Annotated in this window: 16 protein-coding genes, 2 pseudogenes and 1 riboswitch; of the genes and pseudogenes, 3 read left to right on the top strand and 15 right to left on the bottom strand. The window is 65.6% G+C overall.

What is annotated here, in order from left to right; translation table 11 throughout:
- Positions 1-84: 84 nt before the first annotated feature.
- Both OHQ90_RS28325 and OHQ90_RS28320 read left to right on the top strand, forming a co-directional pair.
- Positions 85-587, top strand: a pseudogene (locus OHQ90_RS28325) (transposase); the annotation flags it as partial.
- A gap of 83 nt (positions 588-670) precedes the next feature.
- Positions 671-2,199 (top strand): annotated as a pseudogene (locus OHQ90_RS28320) (ISL3 family transposase).
- Here OHQ90_RS28320 and OHQ90_RS28315 read toward each other — a convergent pair.
- From OHQ90_RS28315 to OHQ90_RS28285, 7 genes are all read right to left on the bottom strand, one after another.
- A complete protein-coding gene (locus OHQ90_RS28315) occupies positions 2,170-2,799 on the bottom strand; it encodes a hypothetical protein (protein ID WP_328402581.1) in 630 nt (209 codons plus the stop codon). The pseudogene OHQ90_RS28320 and the gene OHQ90_RS28315 overlap by 30 nt on opposite strands.
- A 456-nt stretch (positions 2,800-3,255) precedes the next feature.
- Positions 3,256-4,257, bottom strand: coding sequence for a non-homologous end-joining DNA ligase (ligD, locus tag OHQ90_RS28310; RefSeq protein WP_328402579.1), 1,002 nt, complete (start codon positions 4,255-4,257; stop codon positions 3,256-3,258).
- A complete protein-coding gene (locus OHQ90_RS28305; protein ID WP_328413144.1) occupies positions 4,257-5,342 on the bottom strand; it encodes an ATP-dependent DNA ligase in 1,086 nt (361 codons plus the stop codon). The genes ligD and OHQ90_RS28305 overlap by 1 nt, the downstream gene beginning before the upstream one ends.
- Positions 5,343-5,574: 232 nt before the next feature.
- Positions 5,575-5,982 (bottom strand): cold-shock protein, encoded by a 408-nt coding sequence (locus OHQ90_RS28300; protein ID WP_328402577.1) that lies wholly within the window; start codon positions 5,980-5,982, stop codon positions 5,575-5,577.
- A gap of 29 nt (positions 5,983-6,011) precedes the next feature.
- Complete coding sequence (locus OHQ90_RS28295) at positions 6,012-7,112, bottom strand: SPFH domain-containing protein (protein ID WP_328402575.1); 1,101 nt, start codon at positions 7,110-7,112, stop codon at positions 6,012-6,014.
- Between the two features lie 17 nt (positions 7,113-7,129).
- Complete coding sequence (locus OHQ90_RS28290) at positions 7,130-7,363, bottom strand: hypothetical protein (protein ID WP_328402573.1); 234 nt, start codon at positions 7,361-7,363, stop codon at positions 7,130-7,132.
- Positions 7,364-7,454: 91 nt separating this feature from the next.
- Entirely contained in the window at positions 7,455-8,390 is a 936-nt protein-coding gene (locus tag OHQ90_RS28285) for a hypothetical protein (protein WP_328402571.1), read from the bottom strand.
- A gap of 294 nt (positions 8,391-8,684) precedes the next feature.
- Here OHQ90_RS28285 and OHQ90_RS28280 point away from each other — a divergent pair, with 294 nt between their 5' ends.
- Positions 8,685-11,594 carry a tetratricopeptide repeat protein gene (locus OHQ90_RS28280; protein ID WP_328402569.1) on the top strand — a complete coding sequence of 970 codons (2,910 nt, stop codon included), beginning with the start codon at positions 8,685-8,687 and terminating at the stop codon, positions 11,592-11,594.
- 62 nt (positions 11,595-11,656) lie between these two features.
- On the opposite strand, the gene OHQ90_RS28275 is transcribed toward OHQ90_RS28280, so the two are convergent.
- From OHQ90_RS28275 to OHQ90_RS28240, 8 genes are all read right to left on the bottom strand, one after another.
- Positions 11,657-11,779, bottom strand: coding sequence for a hypothetical protein (locus OHQ90_RS28275; RefSeq protein ID WP_328402567.1), 123 nt, complete (start codon positions 11,777-11,779; stop codon positions 11,657-11,659).
- Positions 11,776-12,495, bottom strand: coding sequence for an MgtC/SapB family protein (locus OHQ90_RS28270; protein ID WP_328402565.1), 720 nt, complete (start codon positions 12,493-12,495; stop codon positions 11,776-11,778). Before OHQ90_RS28270 ends, OHQ90_RS28275 begins: the two co-directional genes overlap by 4 nt.
- Positions 12,496-12,729: 234 nt before the next feature.
- Positions 12,730-12,901: riboswitch (M-box (ykoK) riboswitch) on the bottom strand.
- 161 nt (positions 12,902-13,062) lie between these two features.
- On the bottom strand, positions 13,063-13,692 hold the full coding sequence (locus OHQ90_RS28265; protein ID WP_328402563.1) for a TetR/AcrR family transcriptional regulator: 630 nt from the start codon (positions 13,690-13,692) through the stop codon (positions 13,063-13,065).
- Positions 13,693-13,784: 92 nt separating this feature from the next.
- A complete protein-coding gene (locus OHQ90_RS28260) occupies positions 13,785-15,107 on the bottom strand; it encodes a pyridoxal-phosphate dependent enzyme (protein ID WP_328402561.1) in 1,323 nt (440 codons plus the stop codon).
- On the bottom strand, positions 15,107-16,702 hold the full coding sequence (locus OHQ90_RS28255) for a decarboxylase (RefSeq protein WP_328402559.1): 1,596 nt from the start codon (positions 16,700-16,702) through the stop codon (positions 15,107-15,109). The genes OHQ90_RS28260 and OHQ90_RS28255 overlap by 1 nt, the downstream gene beginning before the upstream one ends.
- On the bottom strand, positions 16,699-17,985 hold the full coding sequence (locus OHQ90_RS28250; protein WP_328402557.1) for a heavy-metal-associated domain-containing protein: 1,287 nt from the start codon (positions 17,983-17,985) through the stop codon (positions 16,699-16,701). The genes OHQ90_RS28255 and OHQ90_RS28250 overlap by 4 nt, the downstream gene beginning before the upstream one ends.
- A complete protein-coding gene (locus tag OHQ90_RS28245; RefSeq protein WP_328402555.1) occupies positions 17,982-19,292 on the bottom strand; it encodes an aminotransferase class V-fold PLP-dependent enzyme in 1,311 nt (436 codons plus the stop codon). The genes OHQ90_RS28250 and OHQ90_RS28245 overlap by 4 nt, the downstream gene beginning before the upstream one ends.
- A 115-nt stretch (positions 19,293-19,407) precedes the next feature.
- Positions 19,408-19,842 (bottom strand): CBS domain-containing protein, encoded by a 435-nt coding sequence (locus tag OHQ90_RS28240; RefSeq protein WP_328402553.1) that lies wholly within the window; start codon positions 19,840-19,842, stop codon positions 19,408-19,410.
- Positions 19,843-19,890: the final 48 nt, after the last annotated feature.

Here is a 19,890-nt window from a genome sequence, read left to right as displayed (position 1 = left end):
GCTCAGGGAGTTCGACAGCATCCCAGCAAACCCATGGCCGCAAATCCACTGTCACTCGACAACCAACCGTTACCGGCGGGAAGGATCGGGCAGGTCTGGCCGCAAGCGGTCGTGCAGACCTGCATCGTGCATCTGCTGCGTGCCTCGTTCCGCTATCCGGCTCGCCAGCGCTGGGACGCCATCGCCAAAGCGTTGAAACCGGTGTATACCGCGCCGACGGAATCGGCTGCGCTGGAACGGTTCTACGAGTTCGCCGAGGTTTGGGGCGCCAAGTATCCGGCGATCGTCAAGCTGTGGGAGAACGCGTGGGCGGAGTTCGTGCCGTTCCTGGCCTTCGACACCGAGATCCGCCGGGTCGTGTGCTCGACCAACGCCATCGAGTCGGTCAACGCCCGCATCCGCCGCGCCGTGCGCGCCCGCGGGCACTTCCCCAACGAGCAAGCCGCCCTGAATGCGTCTATCTGGCGGTCATGGCGCTGGACCCCACCGGCACCGGGCGACAACGCTGGATCACCCGATGGAAGGCCGCTTTGAATGCCTTCGACATCACTTTCGAAGGCCGACTCTCAGCGGCACGGAGCAACTGAATCAAATCCAGTTACACCGTTTTTTCTGGGCTCTGGCTCACTTTCGGTGGCTCAGCGTGATGGTCTGACGGCACGATGCCCCGGTGGGCGAGGTGAAGATTACTGTCGGGCTTGCATTTTCAGGGTTGTCGGCTCTGCTGGTCGAGGCTGTCGTTGATGATGGCCCGCAGATCGTGGTGCGTGCCAGGACAGCGCCGGGCCCGGCGGCATGCTCGCGCTGCGGCGCGGAGTCGGTGAAGGTCCACAGCTATCACCATCGGACCGTTGCCGATCTGCCGGTCGACGGCGGGCCTGTGGTCGTGCGGGTACGGATTCGACGGTTGATCTGTTCGACGCCGCAGTGCTGCAGGACCTTTCGCGAGCAGGTTCCTGGCGTGCTCGAACGTTACCAGCGGCGCACCACCCGGCTGACCGGCCAGGTGCGGGCGGTCGTGAGAGAACTGGCCGGTCGGGCCGCAGTTCGCCTGCTTGCTGCGCTGCCGGTTCGGCTGTCCCGCCACATCGCAGTACGGGTATTGCTGAGAATCCCGCTGCCGCACCGGCCGGTGCCTCGGGTGGTAAGCGTGGACGATTTCGCGTTGCGGCGCCGAAACCGCTACGGCACAGCGGTGATCGACGCGGTCAGCCATGAACGAATCGATGTCCTGCCCGACCGCAAGTCCGAGACCCTCGAAGCATGGCTGCGCGACAACCCCGGTGTCGAGCTCGTCGTCCGCGACGGATCGGCTACCTACGCCGAAGCCATCCGCCCGGGCACTGCCCGCCGCGCTGCAGGCCACTGACCGCTGGCACCTGTGGCACGGGCTTGCCCGATCGGTCGAAAAGGTCGTTGCCGCGCATGGCCGATGCTGGGCGGCCGCCGGTCCGAGGAGACAGACGCTCACCCGCGAAACCAGCACGTTGGAACGCTGGCACGCGGTGCATAACCTGCTCGATCAGGGTGTCGGACTGCTCGACTGCACCCGTCGGCTCGGACTGTCGCTCAACACGGTGAAACGCTATGCCCGCGCCCCCGAGCCGGACCAACTGCGCCGCCCACCGCAAAACCGTGCGTGTTTGGTCGACCCCTACCGCGACCACCTACGTCGGCGCCGCACCGAGCAACCCGGCGTTCCGGTGCTGCACCTGTTCAACAAGATCAAAACCCTCGGCTACACCGGCAGCCTGAACTTGCTGCACAGATACCTCAACCAGGGCCGCGCCGAAAGCGACCGAATCAGCCCGTCGCCGAGACGCCTCACCTCGTGGATTATGAGCCGGCCCGCAGACCTGGCTGCCGGGCGCCGCGCCCACCTGGACGAGCTCGTCGCCGTCTGCCCCGAGATGACCGACCTGGCCCGGCTCGTCGGTGAATTCGCGTCGATTATGGTCGAACGCCGCGGTGACGATCTCGACACCTGGATGAAGCAAGTCCGCGAGGCCGGGCTGCCCGAACTCGACCCGTTCCTGCGCGGACTCGATCAGGACCACGACGACGCCGTCGCCGGTCTGACGCTGCCCTACAGCAACGGGCCGATCGAGGGGGGTCAACACGAAAACCAAGCTGATCAAGCGACAAATGTATGGTCGGGCCAGTTTTCGGCTACTTCGACACCGCATTCTGCTGGCATAGCCTCACGGTGACCACCGAAAGTGAGCCAGAGCCGTTTTCCCTGGACAGTCCCTGTTGAATGTGCATGCCGAGCAGGTCGGCGAGGACGGCGGCGGGTAGGTCGGTAGCCAGGGCGGCGAGGGCGCTGTTGCGTGCAGTGTGGACGTTGATGCCGTGGCGGGCGAGCCGGGTGGTGAGGGCGTGATTGGCGATCGGCTGGCCGGGAACGAGGCCCGGGAACAGCTTGCGGGGGCCTTGCTTGTCCTCGGGGATGGCCAGTCGGCGTTGCGGGTCGCTGCCCAGCTTCCACAAGAGTTTCGCCAGCTTGGGCGGGAGAAGGATGGGTCGGTGACCTGCGGTCAGGAAGTCCTGGCCGTCGTTGTGCGTGAGCTTGTCGGCGGTGAGGTGTCGGAGCCGTTCGGTAGGGAGTCCGAACAGCAGAGTCAGTGCACCGGCTGCCCGGACGTCGACCGGAAGTTCGTCATCGTTGAGGCACTGCCGCAGCAACCGCCAGCGTTCCTCGTCGTCGAGCGGTTCGGCGGCCTGTTGGCGCGGAATCGACGGAACGATAAGCTTTTCCGTGATCTTCCGTTTGGATGTCCAGTTGAGGAAGTAGCGCACGAGGTTGCGCCGCGGGGTTCCGGGCTCGTCGAGCCAGCGGTCGAGGTCGGCCTGAGGGAGGGGGGTGGTCGAGCCATGCCGGCAGCCGATCCAGGTCCTCGTGGCGTTCGGACAGGATGCCGGTCTGTGTCAGCATCTGCCGGATGTAGTGGACGTTGCGACTTGGCGGGAGCTCGTCGAGAAGGTCGTGGCTCAACGACCTGTCGTCGGTCACGAGCTGGGCCAGCAGACTCGCGTTCGGGCTGTCCTTGATCCATTGGATCTGCTTGAACGGGCTCTCGGTTCGGGTGAGAGCGTCAGCGAGGTACGACACAAACCCGACACCCGAGGTCCCGAAGCCAGGTGAGACCGTTTCGTTCAGGGCACGCCGGGCCCCGGCAGGCCTCCCGCGCGGGCCTTCACCACCGCCCTGAAGAGCGGTGCACTGACGCACACCCGGTAGCGCCGCGGTAGCGGTTAGTCGGCCTTCTTGGCCCGGCTCGGCTGCACGCGGGGCGGCTCGTTGGGCATCTTCGGATACTGCGGCGGCCACGGCGCGTCCATCAGGCCTGCGGCCATATCGCGTTCGGACATCGTCAGCAGCGATTCGATCGATTGCGGGGCGCGGTCGGCCCACGGATCGCCGAGCGTGGCCAACCGCGCGGGCACGGTGGCGATGGTGAGTTCGTCGGGGACGATGGTGTCGAGTTCGGACCAGGCGATCGGCGTCGACACCTGGGCACCGACCTTCGGACGCACGCACCAGGCGCCGAAAACCGTTTTGTGTGGGGCGTTCTGGTTGAAGTCGATGAACACGCGACTGCCGCGTTCCTCTTTCCACCATTGCGCGGTGATCTCGTCGGGATGGCGGCGCTCGAGCTCGCGAGCCAAGGCCACAGCGGCGGCGCGAACCTGGTAACCATCCCAATTCGGTTCCAGCGCAACATAAATGTGCAGACCGCGAGAACCGGAGGTCTTGATCGAGGATTCGATGCCGAGTTCGGTGAACAGTTCGCGGGTCAGCACGGCGGCATGCTTGAGATCGTCGAAGGTGATACCGGGGGAGGGGTCCAGGTCGATGCGCAGTTCGTCGGCGATCTTCAGATCGTCCACCTGATTGGGCCAGACGTGAAAGCCCAAGCAGCCCTGGTTCACCGCCCACAGGATATGCGCGAGATCATGCGCGACAAGGGCGTCGCTGGTGGTCCCGTTGGGTGTGGAGACCTCGACGGTGTGCAGCCAATCCGGCGCGGATTTCGGAACCCGCTTCTGGAACCACGATTTCCCCGACGCGCCGTCGGGATAGCGCTCGAGCAGCAGCGGTCGATTGCCGACCACCTTCAGGAACGGTTCGGCGACCGCCCGGTAGTAGTGCACCAGATCAAGTTTCGTTTCGCCGCGCTTGGTGAAATAGATCTTGTCGGGATTGCTGATGGCGACGGTTCTGCCGTCCACCTCGATATCGACGGACGCGCTCATCACTTTCCCTGGATTTCGGTGAAGAGGGTGCTCAATTCGGCGGGAGCGACCTCGTCGAGTTGGGCGTAGGTGCATGATTCCGGGGTCCGGTCGGCGCGGAAGCGAACCAGCCGGCCGCCGTGGCGCAGGCGGCCCGACTGCACATGTTCGTAGCGGACCTCGGCGACCAGCTCCGGGCGCAGCGCCTCCCAGGACAGGTCCTTGCCGCCGGTCCATCGGCTCACCCCGCCCGGCATCTTGCCGTCGGCCTTCGCCTGCGCGGCCGCATCAGCCCACTCCCGCCACGGATGGTTCTCCAGTGCGTGCTCGCGCAACGGTTTCAGCTCCTCGACCAGCGACTTGCGCTTGGCCGCAGTGAAACTGCTCGCCACCCCGACATGATGCAGGTGCCCTTCGTCATCGAAAAGACCGAGCAGCAACGAGCCGACACCCTCGCCGTCCTTGTGCCAGCGGAAGCCGGCGACCACACAGTCAGCGGTGCGCTCGTGCTTGATCTTGAGCATCACCCTTTTGTCCTGCAGGTAGGCCAGATCGTTCGACTTGACCATGACGCCGTCGAAGCCCGCGCCCTCGAACCGGGTGAACCAGTCCTCGGCGATCTCTGGGTCCTCGGTGATCGGGGTGAGGTGCACCGTGGCGAATTCGGTGTCGAGAATGGTCGCCAGTAGTCGCCTGCGTTCGGCGAATGGTTCGCCGGTCAGATCCTTGTCACCGAGCGCAAGCAGATCGAAGGCGACGAAACTGGCCGGTGTTTCCTTGGCCAGCTTGTTCACACGCGAGGCCGCCGGGTGCAGACGATTCTGTAGCGTATCGAAATCGAGGCCCTGATCGGTGACCACGACGATTTCGCCGTCCACCACGCATTTCTCCGGCAGCGCCTGCTTCAGCAATTCGGCGACCTCGGGGAAATACCTGGTCAGCGGGCGGTCGTTGCGTGACCCGAGTTCGATCTCGTCGCCGTCGCGGAAAACGACGCAGCGAAAGCCGTCCCATTTCGGTTCATAGCTCAGGCCCGGCTCACGCGGTACCGACGGGGCTGTTTTCGCCAGCATCGGCCGGACTGGTGGCATCACCGGTAGGTCCACGCGCTCCTCCTCGGTTTGTTCCTCACCCATGTCGACGCCGTAGCCGACGAAGATTCATCGGTTATCGCGGGCTGAGGCTCCGGCTCGATCGTAGGTCCCAGGTCCGACAACATCGTGAACTTCGGGCAACCGGGCCGCGGTGATGTCGGGCCGGGCAACCGGTGCGCGCAGGTCTGGAGCTGCGGTGATCGGCCGCAGTTCCATCGCGGCTACCTTCGTGTTCGGGCCGAGCTCATTCGAGCCAGCCGTGCTGGTCGGCATAGGCGGTGAGGCGATCGCGGATCGTCAGGATTTCGCCCGCAGTCAATGCCGGGCTCGCGTCCAGGAGCAGCTCGGTGATCTGGCGCTTGTGCTCGGCGGCCGTCAGCTGGCCGGGGGAGGGTGATCGGTCCTTTTTGTGTCGAGGGGGAGGAGCCGATGCTGCCTGCTGGCCGCCGACCACGGTCAGATTGACCGCTTTGGGTCCACGGTCGCCCTCGGTCACCTCGAATTCGAACACCCGACCCTGGCGCAGCTCGTCCTCGTCGAGACCGATGTCGTTCACGTGGACGAACACATCCGGTCCACCGTCATCGGGACGAATGAACCCGAACCCCCGAGAGCTGTCGAACGACACCAATTTCCCGATGGACACCAACACCCGCTCCTCGCCGTTGCTATTCGGCCACTTTAGCTCGCATTTTCCCCGTCGTTGGATGAAAGCGCCTTTTGTAACGAATTGAAGACGGTGAGCCCTTGACCGACCATTCCGTTGACCAATTCCCCGACGCCGTCCGGCCCGTTCAGGACCGTCAGGTTCGCGTTCGCCAGTCCGTTGGACGCCTGCTTGACGATCTCCGGCAACTGCTCGATCAGCAACTGGTCCAACGCGATTCGATTGTTCGATGCGGCCGCATCGGCCTGGATCCTGGTCCGGTCGGCCTCGGCCTCGGCCAGGATGCGCACCCGTTCCGCCTCCGCGAGTGCGGGTTTCACCACCTCGGCCTGCAATTGTTGTTCGCGTAGTTCGGCTTCCTTACGGGCCTGTTCGGCCTGCGCGGTCAGCACCTCCTGCATGGCCTTGGCCTCGGCCAGCGGCCCTGCCTGCGCCGCCTCGGCATTGGCTTTGTCGATATCGCGCTGATACTGGGCCTTCAGGATCGCGGTCTCGCGCTGGTACTCGGCCCGTCGGCGCAGCGACTCCTGCTCGGCCTCCGCGGCGAGTTGCGCGGCTTGTGATTGCGCGATCTGCGCGTCACGCTGCACCGCGGCGTTGTGCGGGGCCGCGAGTGCGGTGATGTAGCCGAGGTTGCCGTCATCGATGGACTGGATCTGGAAGGAGTCCACCCACAACCCGATATTGCTCATCTCGACTTTGGACGCCACAAGTACTTCGTCGGCGAGGCGCTGCCGTTCGCGAATGATTTCCTCGACCGTCATCGAACCGACGATCGAGCGCAGATGACCGGAGAAGATGCGCCCGGTGAGCACCGACATCTCCCGCTCCTGTTCCGACAGGAAGCGTTGTGCCGCATTGACGATCGACTTCTCGTCATTGGCGACCTTGAACGCTATCACCGCGCGCACCTCGAGTTGGATGGCCTGCTTGGTGACGCAGCGCTCCTTGATTTCCGCCTCGAACATCGCCAGCGACAGATAGCTCACCTTGCGGAAGAAGGGCATCACCCATTTGCCGCGTCCGATCACCACCCCGAACGGCACATCGTCCTTGCTCTTGGCGCCACTGACGAGCATCGCCTCGTCCGGATCAGGTACGTGATACCCCAGCACGTCGACTCCCTACTTGTTTACATTTTCTCGGGTAGATCCGTCTGCAACGGAATCCACGGAACCACATCGACGATGCGCCCCGGATTGACGGTGATGATCAACACGGTGGTTCCCGCCGGAATCGGCTCCTCCGCCCGTGCGATATAGAGCTCCGTCCCCCCGCGAATCGCCACCAAAACCTCCCCCAACATTCCGGCACCCCGAATCGCCGCCGTCAGCGTACCCGTCAAACCCCGCACGGGGTCGGTCATCGCGGTGAACTCCTCGGACTAGACACCAGGGCTGTCAGCCTACGCGTCGGAGCGGAATTCGGCCCTGGAGTAAATGGCGTCGGGCCGTCGATTACGGGTGTCGCTGTTCGCTCAGCGCCTCGGCGACGATATGGCCGACCGAGCGCTTGGTGAGATAGTGCGTGGCGTCGTGCGGTTGTGCGCCATTGTCGATGGCGGGATGTGTTGTCGGCACGACCGTGCCGCCGGGGCCGGGTGGGAAGAAAGGGGCCAGGTCCAGGTGTGCGGCGACGATATCGTCACGGTCGGCGATATTCTCCCAGCGGGCGAGCGCGGGTGGAACGGTCGGCGGCTGCGGCCGCAGGCGCGGGTAGATGATCGACTGCAAGGCGAGCGGCGAACCGAGGGTGATCAGCGTGACCGGCCCTGGGACGTGGTACAGGGCCTCGTAGGCGACCACCGAACCGAGCGAATGTCCGATGACCAGTCTGGTCTCTGGTCCGATCAGGTCGAGCACCTGCTGCTGGGCATGCTTGCGTACCGCTTCGTCGCAGAGGTACCGGGTGACCTGCGCCAGCGACCGGTTGACGAACTTTTCCGCGAGCCCGAATCCGAAGGGCGCGAACCACTTCAGCCTGGTGAGCGCATTGGTGGCGAACCTGGCCTTCGCCCCGATTCCCTGTTGGCCCACGTCGCCGAGCGCTGCGTTGTCGAGGTAGCGCTGTGCTTCCATCTGATCTCGCGAGTTGCCGGCCTGCGCCGCCGCCGTCGCGAGCCAAGCCGCGGCGAGCTGTTCGCTGAGTTCCTGATCGTCATCGCTGATCGGAGCGGCGCCACCCTGAGCGCCGGGATCCAGAAAAGCGTTGCCGTAGAAGGCCATCCGAACCTCGGGGGCCCCCGGCAGCGGCCCGCGCCACAACCGATCGGCCAGTTCGGGATGCCCGGCCGCGCGAACTCCGCCCGCCAGTGCGGGGATCCACTGGGCCTCCAGCACATCCGCCGCATATTGTTCCTGCGCGATGCCATGCACGAGCACTATCGCTGCCATATTTCACGGCCCCCGGTTGTCACTCGCCACGGTGTGACGTTCTAGTACGTTCCTATCACGGCGGGCAAACCGCGGTGGTCGTCCGCCCAAAAATATGAGGTCCGGTAGCCGGGTTCCCGAGGGCGGTAGGTTTCCTGAATGGGAGGAAGGCTCGCGCTGGTCGTCGGATCCGAGTGTGTTGCGCTGGGGGAGCTGGGGTTCACCAGCGCCGCGGGCACGGCAGCGACCATACGGCGACGTTGGAAGACAGCCAATGCGGGGTTCCCGTTTCGCGACGGAAGGTAGGTTGCCCGAATGGGAGGAAGGCTCGCGCTGGTCGTCGGATCCGAATGCGGGGCGCTGGGGGAACTGGGGTTCACCGGCGAACTCGCGACCGGTCTGTACGAGAGTTTGAAAGCGGCCGGCGGTTGGCAAGCCGCGACCGATGCCGACGGGCCACTGCTCAATCCGACTGCAGCGCAGCTCAGTTCGGCGGTCGGAGTGGCATTCGCAGCCGCAGCGCAGCAGCAGGCCACACTTTTGATCGGGTTCATCGGGCACGGGACGGCGACCAGTGCCGAGGACTTCTTTCTGCTCGGTCAGGATTCGCCGTCGATGCCGGACTCCCACACGGCATTTCATCTCACCCAGGAGATTCGGGAGCGACTGAACAGGTCGGCGCTCGATGGGCTGGTGGTGCTGGTGGATGCGTGCGAGACCGAGCAGGGCCTCTTCGGCGCGGCCCGTCGATGGCCGGAATTGCTGGCCAGGGCGGCGGGTCGGATGGAGCTGTTGGTCGCCGCGGGTGACGGCCCCGCGTATGCGGGCTGCTTCACTCGAACGATGTTGTCCACCTTCGCTTCCGGGCTGCCATTGCGTGGCGAGAATCTGCTGCCGTCGGATCTGGTCGACCCGATTGCGACGGTGTGCACCAGGCAGCAGCCCGAACATCTGTCCTTCACCTCGGGCACTGTCACCGTCAGCGAGGGCGGTGACCCCGGCCTGTGGCTGGTGCCGAACATCGCACGCCGCCGGGATGCGGTCACCGGCCGGCCGGCCGCAGGTTTCGTCGACCAGCTGACCAGTAGGTTGTTGCTCACCGCCGCGGTGAGGGAGACCCTCGACGACATCATCGAAGCCGGCAGCAACCGATTGCGCGGCGTCATCGGCCCGCCGGGTGTCGGCAAGTCGACCCTGCTGGCCATGCTCATCCGGCCCAGTCTCGTCGACACTCTGCCCATCTCGCCCGAATACATCACTGCCGCTATCTTTTTGACGGTGAACAGTTCGGTCGACGCGGTGGCCGCCGAGCTGTCGGCGCAGTTGACTGCCAGGGTGCCCGGGTTCGCCGCGGCCGCGCGGACCGCACGCGAGCTCGATGAACACAACGGCACCGCTCATGACGTGTTCGACATCGAGGTTCGACATCCGTTGGCGCGGTTGGCAAAAGACGGTAGACGGGTCACCGTGATCGTCGACGGGCTCAACCATCCGGAAGTCGGCACCCGACAATTGCTGATCGATGTCTTTGCCGATCTGACGCGCAGCGATGATCTTCGTCAGGTGCGGGTCATCCTCGGTATTCGGCAGGGCATGGGGATCGAGGATGCTCCGGCGCTCGCCCACATGCACCGCATCGTGGTCTCCGAGCCGGTCGCCGAGGACATCGCCGCCACGGTGGAGTCGGCGCGGGACAGTCGTATGGTGCTCGACGAGCGCGAGTGGACAGCATGGACGGATGTGCTCTTGGCCGAAACACCTTCGACCCGTAATGATTCCGACTCGGTGACAGCTGGCTGGCTGATGGCTCGGCTGCTGACCGAGATCCCCGGTGCGGTGGCCGATCAGGCGATGGTGCGCGACGTCGACCTCGACGATGTGGTGGCCTTGCGCATCGGGTCCGCCCTGCAGGTCGCGGGGGCGGCAACGGCCGGGACGATCGGCGCGCTGCTCGGTGTCCTAGCCGCCGCGGGCGTCGGGCCTGCGCTGCCGATCGAACTGCTCGACGCGGCGATGGCGTGGATGGGCCACCAGACCAAGATTGCCCGCCTGCGTGACCTCACGGTCGGTCTCGGCTCGTTGGTCACTCGTAGCCGACCGGGCACCGCCCGCGAGGCGGTCGGCGTGACCCATGCCGCGTTGCTGGCCGGACTGCGGGCCGAATGCCGCAGGCTCGGAGTGGAACTCGACGCCGGCCACCGGGCAATCATCGCGGCGATCGAGGACAACGGCGCGAAGAGTGCCACCACTTACGCCCGCGGCGCGGCGGTGCGCCACTACCTGGCCTTCGGCAATTCCGCGGCCGCCTTCGACTTCCTCGAGCAACTGCAGACGCCGCGCGCCGCCGACAATCGCGACCTGTGGTCGGCGTGGCTGCCGAGCTTCACCGCGGTTATGGGCGCGGATCATCACGACACCCTGCGCGTGCGCAACCGCCTTGCGAACAGCCGCGGCCGCAGCGGCGACATCAATACCGCCATCGAAGAACTCGAGAACCTCGGCCGTGATCAGGCGCGAGTTCTCGGCGATCAGCACATCGACACCCTCACCACTCGCCTCCACACCGCCGACTGGCGGGGGCATACCGGCCGTTTGGAGCGCGCCGTCGCCGAACTCGAACGGCTCGTGATCGATTACATCCGCGTGTGCGGCGCCGACCATCCGTGGACCCTGCGCGTGCGCAACAGTCTGGCGTATTGGCGCAGCGAACGCGGTAGCCTGCGCCGCGCCATCACCGAATTCGAGCAGATCATCGAGGACCAGTCGAAAATTCTCGGCACCGCCGACCCCGAAACCCTGCGTACCCGACATGATCTCGCCCGCAGCCGCGCGATGGCAGGTGAAATCGACCGCGCCCTAGCGGAGTTCGAACAGCTGCTCACCGACCTGAATCGCCTGCTCGGCCGCGACCACGCCCAAACCGTGCGCACCCGCAACAGCATCGCTCGATGGTTGCGGGAGGGCGGCGAAATATCAAGGGCAATAGCAGAATACGAGTCGTTGCTCACCGACCAGATCCGTATCTTCGGCCCTGACCACCCCGATACCCTCTACACCCGCAACTGTCTGGCCGCCTGCCACGGCGAAGCAGGTGACATCACCCGCGCGATCGCCGAATACGAACAACTGCTCGCCGATCAGGAACGCGTCCTCGGCCCCGATAACGCCCACACCCAACTGACCCGAAGCAACCTCGACTACTGGCGCGCCCAATCAGGCCGATAGCCCTGTGCCCGAGGGCGAGTGGCACCTGGTTGTGGCTGCGCGCGACGATGTCTCCCACCCGGTCAGGCGGGTTTCGGCTCGAAGATGTGAGCGACGGGATCGGCAGTGATGCGGTCGGAATCGGTGTCGTAGTCGTATAACCGATCGAGAGTGTCGCGCGAGGGGTCGGAACGCAACAGGGTCATGCCCGCGCACCGCCCGCCGTCTCGGGCACCGAGATGTGCCAGCCGACGCTGGTCACCGACGGCTCCAGGCTCAGCCTGCTCACCGCCGACTCCATCTGCCGGTCATCGCGCTGGTCACCGGTCAGCTCTGCGCGTACCTCCACCCGGCCTGGAACGTCGGTGTTCGCGCTGGCCACCGAAACCAGCCGGAAATCGGTGCGCGTCAACGCCTGCACCAGCAGCGCGCGGACGTGTGCCTCGTGCTCGTCGTTGGTCACGGCTACGAAGGCGTAGGAAGCGGGCTGCTCATCGGATGCGTCGGGCCGGCGATCCACGGCCCGCCCGGCCGCCCGCAGGGCGATATTGACCACGACGACCGCCACGGTGCCCGCCAGCGCGGTGCCGAGCATCCCCGCGCCGGCCAGTGCGCCGACAGCCGCCGAACACCAGAGTGTCGCAGCGGTATTCAACCCACGCACGTTCAATCCGTCGCGGATGATGACGCCCGCGCCCAGAAAGCCGATTCCGGACACGATCTGAGCCGCGACGCGGGTCGGGTCGGCGGTGGCGCCCTCGAACCCATTGGCCGACAGCAGGACGAACAGCGTCGCGCCCGCGGAGACGAGGGCATTGGTGCGCAGGCCCGCACCCCTGGCCCGGTACTGCCGCTCGAAGCCGATCACCGTGCCGAGGCCGACGCCCGCGAGCAGCCGAATGATCATTTCTACCGTTGACATCACGCACTCCCTGACTGGTCGGCGCACCATCGAACAGCAGGCTACGGGGCTCGTCCCGTTCCGAAATCGGCCGTGGAGGTGTCGCCGGGTGAATAGTTGGCTAACAGGGTTCTCGAATTATCTCCGCCGGGCATCCGGCTCACCTCCTTCGGCTGTTGTGCGCACGGCAAAGCCGGGCGCGGTATCGGCAATCGCTGCGGAGTATGCGTGGGGATCCCGGCAAACCTGCCGGTGGAAGCCCTCCTCGTAAGACCTTTGGCACTTCACGGCGTAAACCCGACAGGTGTCGGGAGCCAATCGGGATCACCCCTTAATCCGGGGAGACCTGTCCTGACCCGGGGCGTCTCTCGACGTTCGGGGTCGCTGGCCTGTATCCGTGAAGGAGCCTCAGCGAACGATCGGCACCTTCGCTGGCCAGTAAACACCCAAACGGAAGTATTGGCAATGCGACGTCCGGGCATGCGTCCGTCCGGCGCTTTCCAGGATTCATCGCCTACAGCTGGCTGCCTGCGTCCAGGTGGGTCTATCGCTGTCCGTGGTGGGCCCTATGTGTTCCTGAACACAGCGTCAAGACCGATAGAGGCAGCGGTAGGCCGCGATCGTTTCGGCGCAGTGGTCGATGACCTCTTCCCTGGTGGCGCGCAGCGAACCATTGAGCCACGCGGAGAACATGCCCGCATTACCGCTGGCCATGGTGACCGCGGCCAGGCGGCGGCGGACCGGGTCTTCGATGTGGGCGAACAAGTGGTCCTGCATCAGGCGGGTGAACACCGGCATGACCGCGATGGTGGTCTGGCCGAGTCCGGTGCTCGAATACGGCTCGACCAGAAACAATCGCGACTTGCGCGGATCCGCGAGCACCTTGTCGACGAGTACTTCGCAAAGCGCATGGTCGCGCGCCGGATTGTCGGTGGCGGCGAATGCGGTCATCGGCTCGAGGAACTCGTCGGCCACTTGGCGATAGAGCTGGTCGAGCAGTTCGTCGCGGCTGGCGAAACTCTCATAGAAGTACCGGTCGGTGAGATTGGCCCGCCGACACACCGCGCGCATGGTGACCCCGGCAGCGCCGGATTCACCGATCAGGTCCAGCGCAGCTTCGAGCAGCGCGGCCCGCCGCGCCTGCCTGCGCTCGGTGAGCGTCGTGCCGCCCCAGATCCGGGGACCGGCGTCGTCGTCTGATTCCTGCCCTGTCTGCACCGTCTCACATTAGTAGGCGTCGAGGCCACCGCGTCTTTCGCGGCTGCCCGGTGTCCGGAAAGTGCCGGAGTGATGCGCCGGTGCCCACGGACTCAAGCGCCGCGCTCCAGGGGCAGACCGGCGTCGCGCCAGGCGACGATGCCGCCGGCCAGACTGTAGGCGTCGAAGCCGGCGGCGCGGGCGGTGGTCGCGAAGCGCAGCGAGAGCTCGCCGACGGGGCACACGAAGACGACAGGGCGGGAGCGGGGGAAAGGGATACCGTGGGTGAACATGTCGTCGAGTTGGTCGTCGCGAATGTTGATGGCGCCGGGGACGTGGCCGATGCGGTAGGCCATGGCCCCTCTGGTGTCGACGACGGTCGGTCGGCCGGTGCGATCGAGATCTGCGAGTTCGTCGGGGGACAGCACCGGTGTCGCGGCCAATTCGGTCGCGGTGGGCTGCGGTCTGCGGTCGGTGCGGTCGAAGAGATCCGGCCTGCGCTTCTTGATATAGGACAGGTACGGTTCCAGGCGATCGCAGACGATGAAAACGGCGACGACGGGGCCATCGGTGATGGAAATCGCTGTGGTGCGCAAGGTTTCGAGTGCCGCGGCATAGCTGGCGCCACTGGTCGGGCCCGCGAGAATGCCGTAGCCGGTGGCAAGGCGCAGCGTCGCGTCGACGGCGCTCGGGGCGTCGACGGTGACGATGCGGTCGTAGAAGTCGGGTTGGAACAGACCGACGTCCCACATTTCGCTCTCCGAGCGGATGCCGGGGATGAAGTCGGTGCGGTCGGAAACCACGGCGATGGTGCGTAATTCGGGATTGTGTTTGCGCAGGTAGGTGGCGGTGCCACGGGTGGAACCTGTGGTGCCGAGACCGCCGATGACGTAGTCGACACGAGTGATGCCGTCAGCGGCGAGATCCTCGTGGATTTCGCGGCCGGTCCCGTGGTGATGGGCCTCGATGTTCTTCTCGTTGGTGTACTGCGAGGCGTGGTAGTACGCGTCGGGATCCTTGGCCATCGTCGCCTCGATGACCGAATACACGTCGTTCGGTGTAGTCGGGTCCGGGCACTCGGACAGTCCGGGCAACTCCACGATGTCGGTGCCGAACAGCTGCAACAGATCCCGCACCTCGGCGACTTTGATCCGGTTGGTGACCGCACGCAGCCCGACGCCGTACACCGCGCCGAGTATCCGCAGCGCCTTGGCGGTATTGCCGCTGGACGCCTCGATGAGGGTCTGCCCGTTCGCCCGGATCTCGTCGAGATCGTCGCGAATCATGCCCCACGCCACCCGGTCCTTGACCGAGCCGAAAGGATTGTGCGACTCCAGCTTCGCGTACAGCTCGACGTTCTCCAGTCCGTGTACGGCAGGATCGAGGCGTAGCAGTGGAGTGTTCCCGATGAGTTCGGTGATGTGGTCATAGCGCATTACGGCGCTCCATCGTTGTCGGCGTGGGAGACTTGGCGCAGCACTGGCGATCGGTGCGGACCGCGTGCGGCAGACGGGTGCGGCGGCAGTCCGACCGGCACAGGCGGTTCATAATCGCCGTCGCGGCACGCCTGGAAACTGCCCGCGCGGTGGGTGACGGCAAGCTTGGTCGGCACCGGATGCATCGAGGCCGTCGCCGCCGACAGATCCGTGTGATATGCGCCGGTATTGGGGAAGACCACGAGGTCGCCCGGCTGGGGCCGCTGCGGCAGCCATACCTTGTGATTGGTGATGAGATCGCGTTCAAGGCACAGCCGACCGGCGAAATACACTGCCACCGGACCGGATTCGGGCATCGGATGTGGTGTCGTCGCGATGTCGCCCACAGGGCGCAGTGGTGTCACCGTAGCGTGGCCGACGTGTGCGTCCGGGCGGTGGGCGTTGCCGGACAGCACGATGGGGTCGACCATGACCTCCTGATCCGCCGGCGTCACCAGATCACGGCTGATGTCGAGATTGACAACCACGGTGCCATCGGCCAGCTCCTTGACGAACTCGACCTTCGCCACCGTCACGCCGGCATGATCGACAAGTGCCTTGCCGGGCTCCAGCCACAATTCGAGCATATTGTCCCCGGCGACTTGCGCCACGGTGCGCCCACCGTGGCGCTCCAGTGGCGCGGCGAGCAGGTCGGCGAGCATCGTGGTCGCGGGCACGGTATTGGCGTACTTGTGGAACACCGGAATACCGTGCACCGCACCGCCGTCGACGTGATAGCCGAAAGTATTGTTCCCCCAGCTCATCTGCGCGCCACGGCCGAGCAGTGCCTCGCGCAGCGCGAGCACGTAGCCGTCGAAGCGGTCCGCGTCGGCGGTGAAGACCTGACGAAAGCCGCCACCGATATTCAGCACCGACGGTGTCAGACCATGGTCGTAGGCCTGTTCGACCAAGGCCAGGCAGGCATCGATGGCTCTGATGCGTTCGGCAGGTTCACCCGAGTCGATATGAAAGGCGAAGCCGAGGAAGGCGATTCGGCTGCGACTGGCCGTCAGGAGATCGAAGGCGCGGTCGAGGTGCGCGAGCGGTACGCCGAACCGGCTCGCCGATGCCGCGTCGAAGCCGGAAACACGCAGCAGTACCGGCACTTTCGTGCGGTCGGCCGCCAGTTCGGCAATTCGGCGTAGCTCCCACAGGTTGTCGACATTGATGGTGACGCCGCGGTCGATCAGCTCCCGCAGGAATGCTTCGCCTTTCGGCCCGGTCACCTCGATGCGCGTGGCATCGAAACCCGCTGCGATCGCGCTGCCCAGCTCCTGTGGTGAGGCGACATCGATGGCGACGCCCGCACGCTCGGCTGTCCGGACGAACGCGCGTGACTGGTTCACCTTGTGCGCGTAGCAGATTCGGTAGTGCGAAACTTGCAGGTCGAGGACGGCGCGGAATCGTGTGAGGTTCTCGGCATAGACCTGTGGGAACACCAGATGTACCGGGGAGCCGAAGCGGACCACCGTGTCTTCGACGGCGTCGCGTGAGTCGAGGAAGGCGCGCACCAGCGGATGGATCTTTGCTGGTAGCGCCGGTAGCGGCGCCGTCATACCGCGGTTTCCGACGGGGCGGTTGTCGACGTATCGATCGCCACGGGCTTGTCCGCGGCCGGGTTGTAGCCGCCGTCGCGTATGGCCTCGAATGCGCGGGCCCGATTACGCGGGCTGCGGAATTCCGCGACGACCCGTTTGCTGATCAGATCGATGTCGACGACCTTGATCCCCATGGACTCCAGCACCCCGGTGATCGTGCGGACACAGTGTTTGCAGTTCATGTCCGGCACGTAGAACACCTGGTCCTCGGCGGTCGCCTGGCCATCGGCGGTCAGTTCATCGAGTTCGGCGCTTACCTCGGTGATCTCGCAGCGCCCGGCGAGCCAGCCGAAGACGGTGACGAACTGGTCCACCACCAGCGGCAACAGGGTGTAGTGCCCGCCGCCGAGGTGGTGTGGCATCGTGGCAAGGCAGGCGGGCCGGGTGTTGGACGGCAGCAGCGCGTACTGGCGGGAGATGAGGTCGAGATCGTCGTGGTATTTGGCGATCGCGTCTTCGACGCTCAACCCCTCCACCCTCGTGGCGCGCCGCATGACGTTGTGCGCATCCTCGATGGTCGAGTCCTTCATCGCGCGCAGCGTCGCCACGCTGTCCGCGGTGTAGCGGACGGTCCCGTCGGGCTGGGTGGCCAGGGTCACCGGAATCATTCCGCGCCGATAGGTCGAGGCTTGCAGCTCCCAGTACCAGCGGGTCGCGACCGAAGAGAAGAGCCCGGAATCGCGCATTCCTTCGGCGAATTCGGCCGCGCTGCGATACGGCGTCTGCCGGGCGAGCAGCGCGTGCTGGGCCAATGCCCGCCCGGTCGCTTCGACGCCGACGCGCAGGATGTCCATGGGTTCGTGATCGGTGGTGGTAGCCGCCAGCACTGCGTGCTCGCGCAGGCCGAGTGTACTGATGCGTTCGGCGAGAGCGGAATTCGCGGCCAACGCGTGCCAGAGCGTCAGCACCGTCTCGCGCATGGCGATCGGCACGAGCGGCCCCAGCCCGTCGGATCGGAAGTGGCCGGTGTTGGGGATTCCGTCGCTGTCGGTCCAGGCGATCCGATGTGTGGCGCTGGTGACCTGGTAGGGACGGCAGGGGCGCATGAACCGCTCCAGGTACAGCCGCTGCGAAAAGGTGAGATGGCTGTTCGATTCGGGACGCAGTGCGGCGCAGGTGTATTCGATCCTGCGAGCCGCGGGGACAGGGATGGGCGTAGCGAACAATCCGGGCTGGGCAAGTCCGGCCAGCACTCGGGAAGCGGCCCGCCGGTCGTAGCGCGGGGAGCCGTCGATACTCATCGAACCTCCATGGCGATGGTCATGACACATTCCGTGAAGCGGTCTATCTCCTCGAGCGTGTTGTAGATGTGCGTGCTGACCCGAACCGAATCGTCGGCATCGTCGGCCGCCGCGGCCGGCGTGCAGTGGGCGCCGGTGCGCACGAGGAAACCTAGCTCGCTGAGGACGAATCCGAGGTCGGTGGCGGAGATTCCGGCGAGAGTGAACGACAGGATCCCGTAGCCGATCGCGCACGGCGCGTGCGCGGGCCCTGGCAGGAATTCCAGGCCGGGCACCTGGCGCAGATTGGCGATCAGGTGCAGCGTGAGCTCGCGATTGTGCTCGGCTATCGCCCCGATATCGAAGGACTCCAGGACTTCCAATGCGCTGCCGAGCGCGAGGATGCCCGGGATGTTCTGGGTGCCGCCCTCCAGGAGATCCGGCATACCGGTCGGGATGAGCCCGGCGTCGGTGAGCTCGACTCCGGAATTGCCACCGGGGAGGAAGGGCAGCAGTTGATCGTGAATTCGACGGTGACAGTAGAGGATTCCGGTCCCCGGCGCGCCGAACATCTTGTGCGCGGCGAACACTGCGAAGTCGGCGCCGAGTTCGGTCACGTCCACCGGCAGGTGCCCACCGCTCTGGCTGCAGTCGAAACACAGCAACACCGAGGGGTCCAGCCTGCCGCGCAGTTCCTCCAGGGTGGTCAGTCCGCCGAAGACGTGATGCAGGTGACTGGTGGTGATCAACCGGGTGCGCGGGGTGAGCTTGGCCAGGATGTCGGCGGTGTCCGCCTCGCCGAGTTCGGTCACCCGATAGGGGACCAATTCGACGTGGCGACCAAAGCGGGCCAGCACTCGGCGCAGATGGTGCCATGGGTGGACATTGGAGGCGTGATCGCGTGGGCTGTACAGAATTTCGTCGCCGTCCTCCAGCGCCCCGAGGCCCCAGGACAGTGCGACGGCGTTGAGCGCGGCGGTCGCGCCACCGGTGAAAACGACCTCGTCAGGGTGTTCGGCGGCGATGAATGCCGCGGTACGCGCCCGTATCCCGCTGATCTGCCCGGTCAGGCTGGTTGCCCACGGGTAGGTGCCGCGACCGGCGTTGGCGGTGCGTGAGCTGTGATACCGGTGGATGGCCTCGATGACCGGCAGCGGCTTCTGTGTGGTTGCGGCGCTGTCGAGGTAGACCGCGGTGGATTCGGCGAGGGCGGGAAAAAGTCGGCGCGCGGCGACGGATGGGGAGATCGGCGGTTCCGGCACCGACGGTACGTGCGACCGGGTGGCCGCAGGCGGGGTGAGGTGCGACCCGGACGCAGGTGAACGCAACGTGTCGCTCCCTTCCGAGAACCGCTGGACGCCACCAACGATACGCACTTTGCGAAGGGCGTTCGAAGGTTTCTCGCACACAACGTCTTTCACGCGTCACGGGCGTGGCGATCGTTCAGTATCTGCCCTGCAGGTACTCGACGAGATGTTCGCGTTCGTTGGCGAGTTCGGAGATCGCGCTCTTGACTACGTCACCGATGCTGACGATGCCGATCAACTGCCCGTCGTGCACCACGGGCAGATGCCTGATCCGGTGCTCGGTCATGGTGCTGCGCAGTCCGTCGACCAGGTCGTCCGGTGCGCAGGTGCGCACGTCGACGGTCATGATCTCCGATACTCGGGTGTCCAGCAGGTCCGCGCCGCGCGCGTGCAGGCTCCGGACCACATCGCGTTCGGAGACGATGCCGGCGATCCGGCTGCCGTCCGGCGATACCACCACCGCTCCGATGTTGTATTCGGCCAGCGCGGCCAGCAGGTTGCGCACCGTCGTGTCGGGCGGCACGGTGGCCACCTCGGTGCCTTTTCTGCGCAAGATCTCCGCAATTCGCATATTTCCACCATCCATATGTCGCGGCAGTTCTAAGGATCTCTCGTTCGC

This window comes from Nocardia sp. NBC_00403 (assembly GCF_036046055.1).
Taxonomy (GTDB): domain Bacteria; phylum Actinomycetota; class Actinomycetes; order Mycobacteriales; family Mycobacteriaceae; genus Nocardia.
The sequence above is the reverse complement of the archived record's forward strand: the minus strand, read 5'-3'. Positions and strand labels throughout refer to the sequence as shown.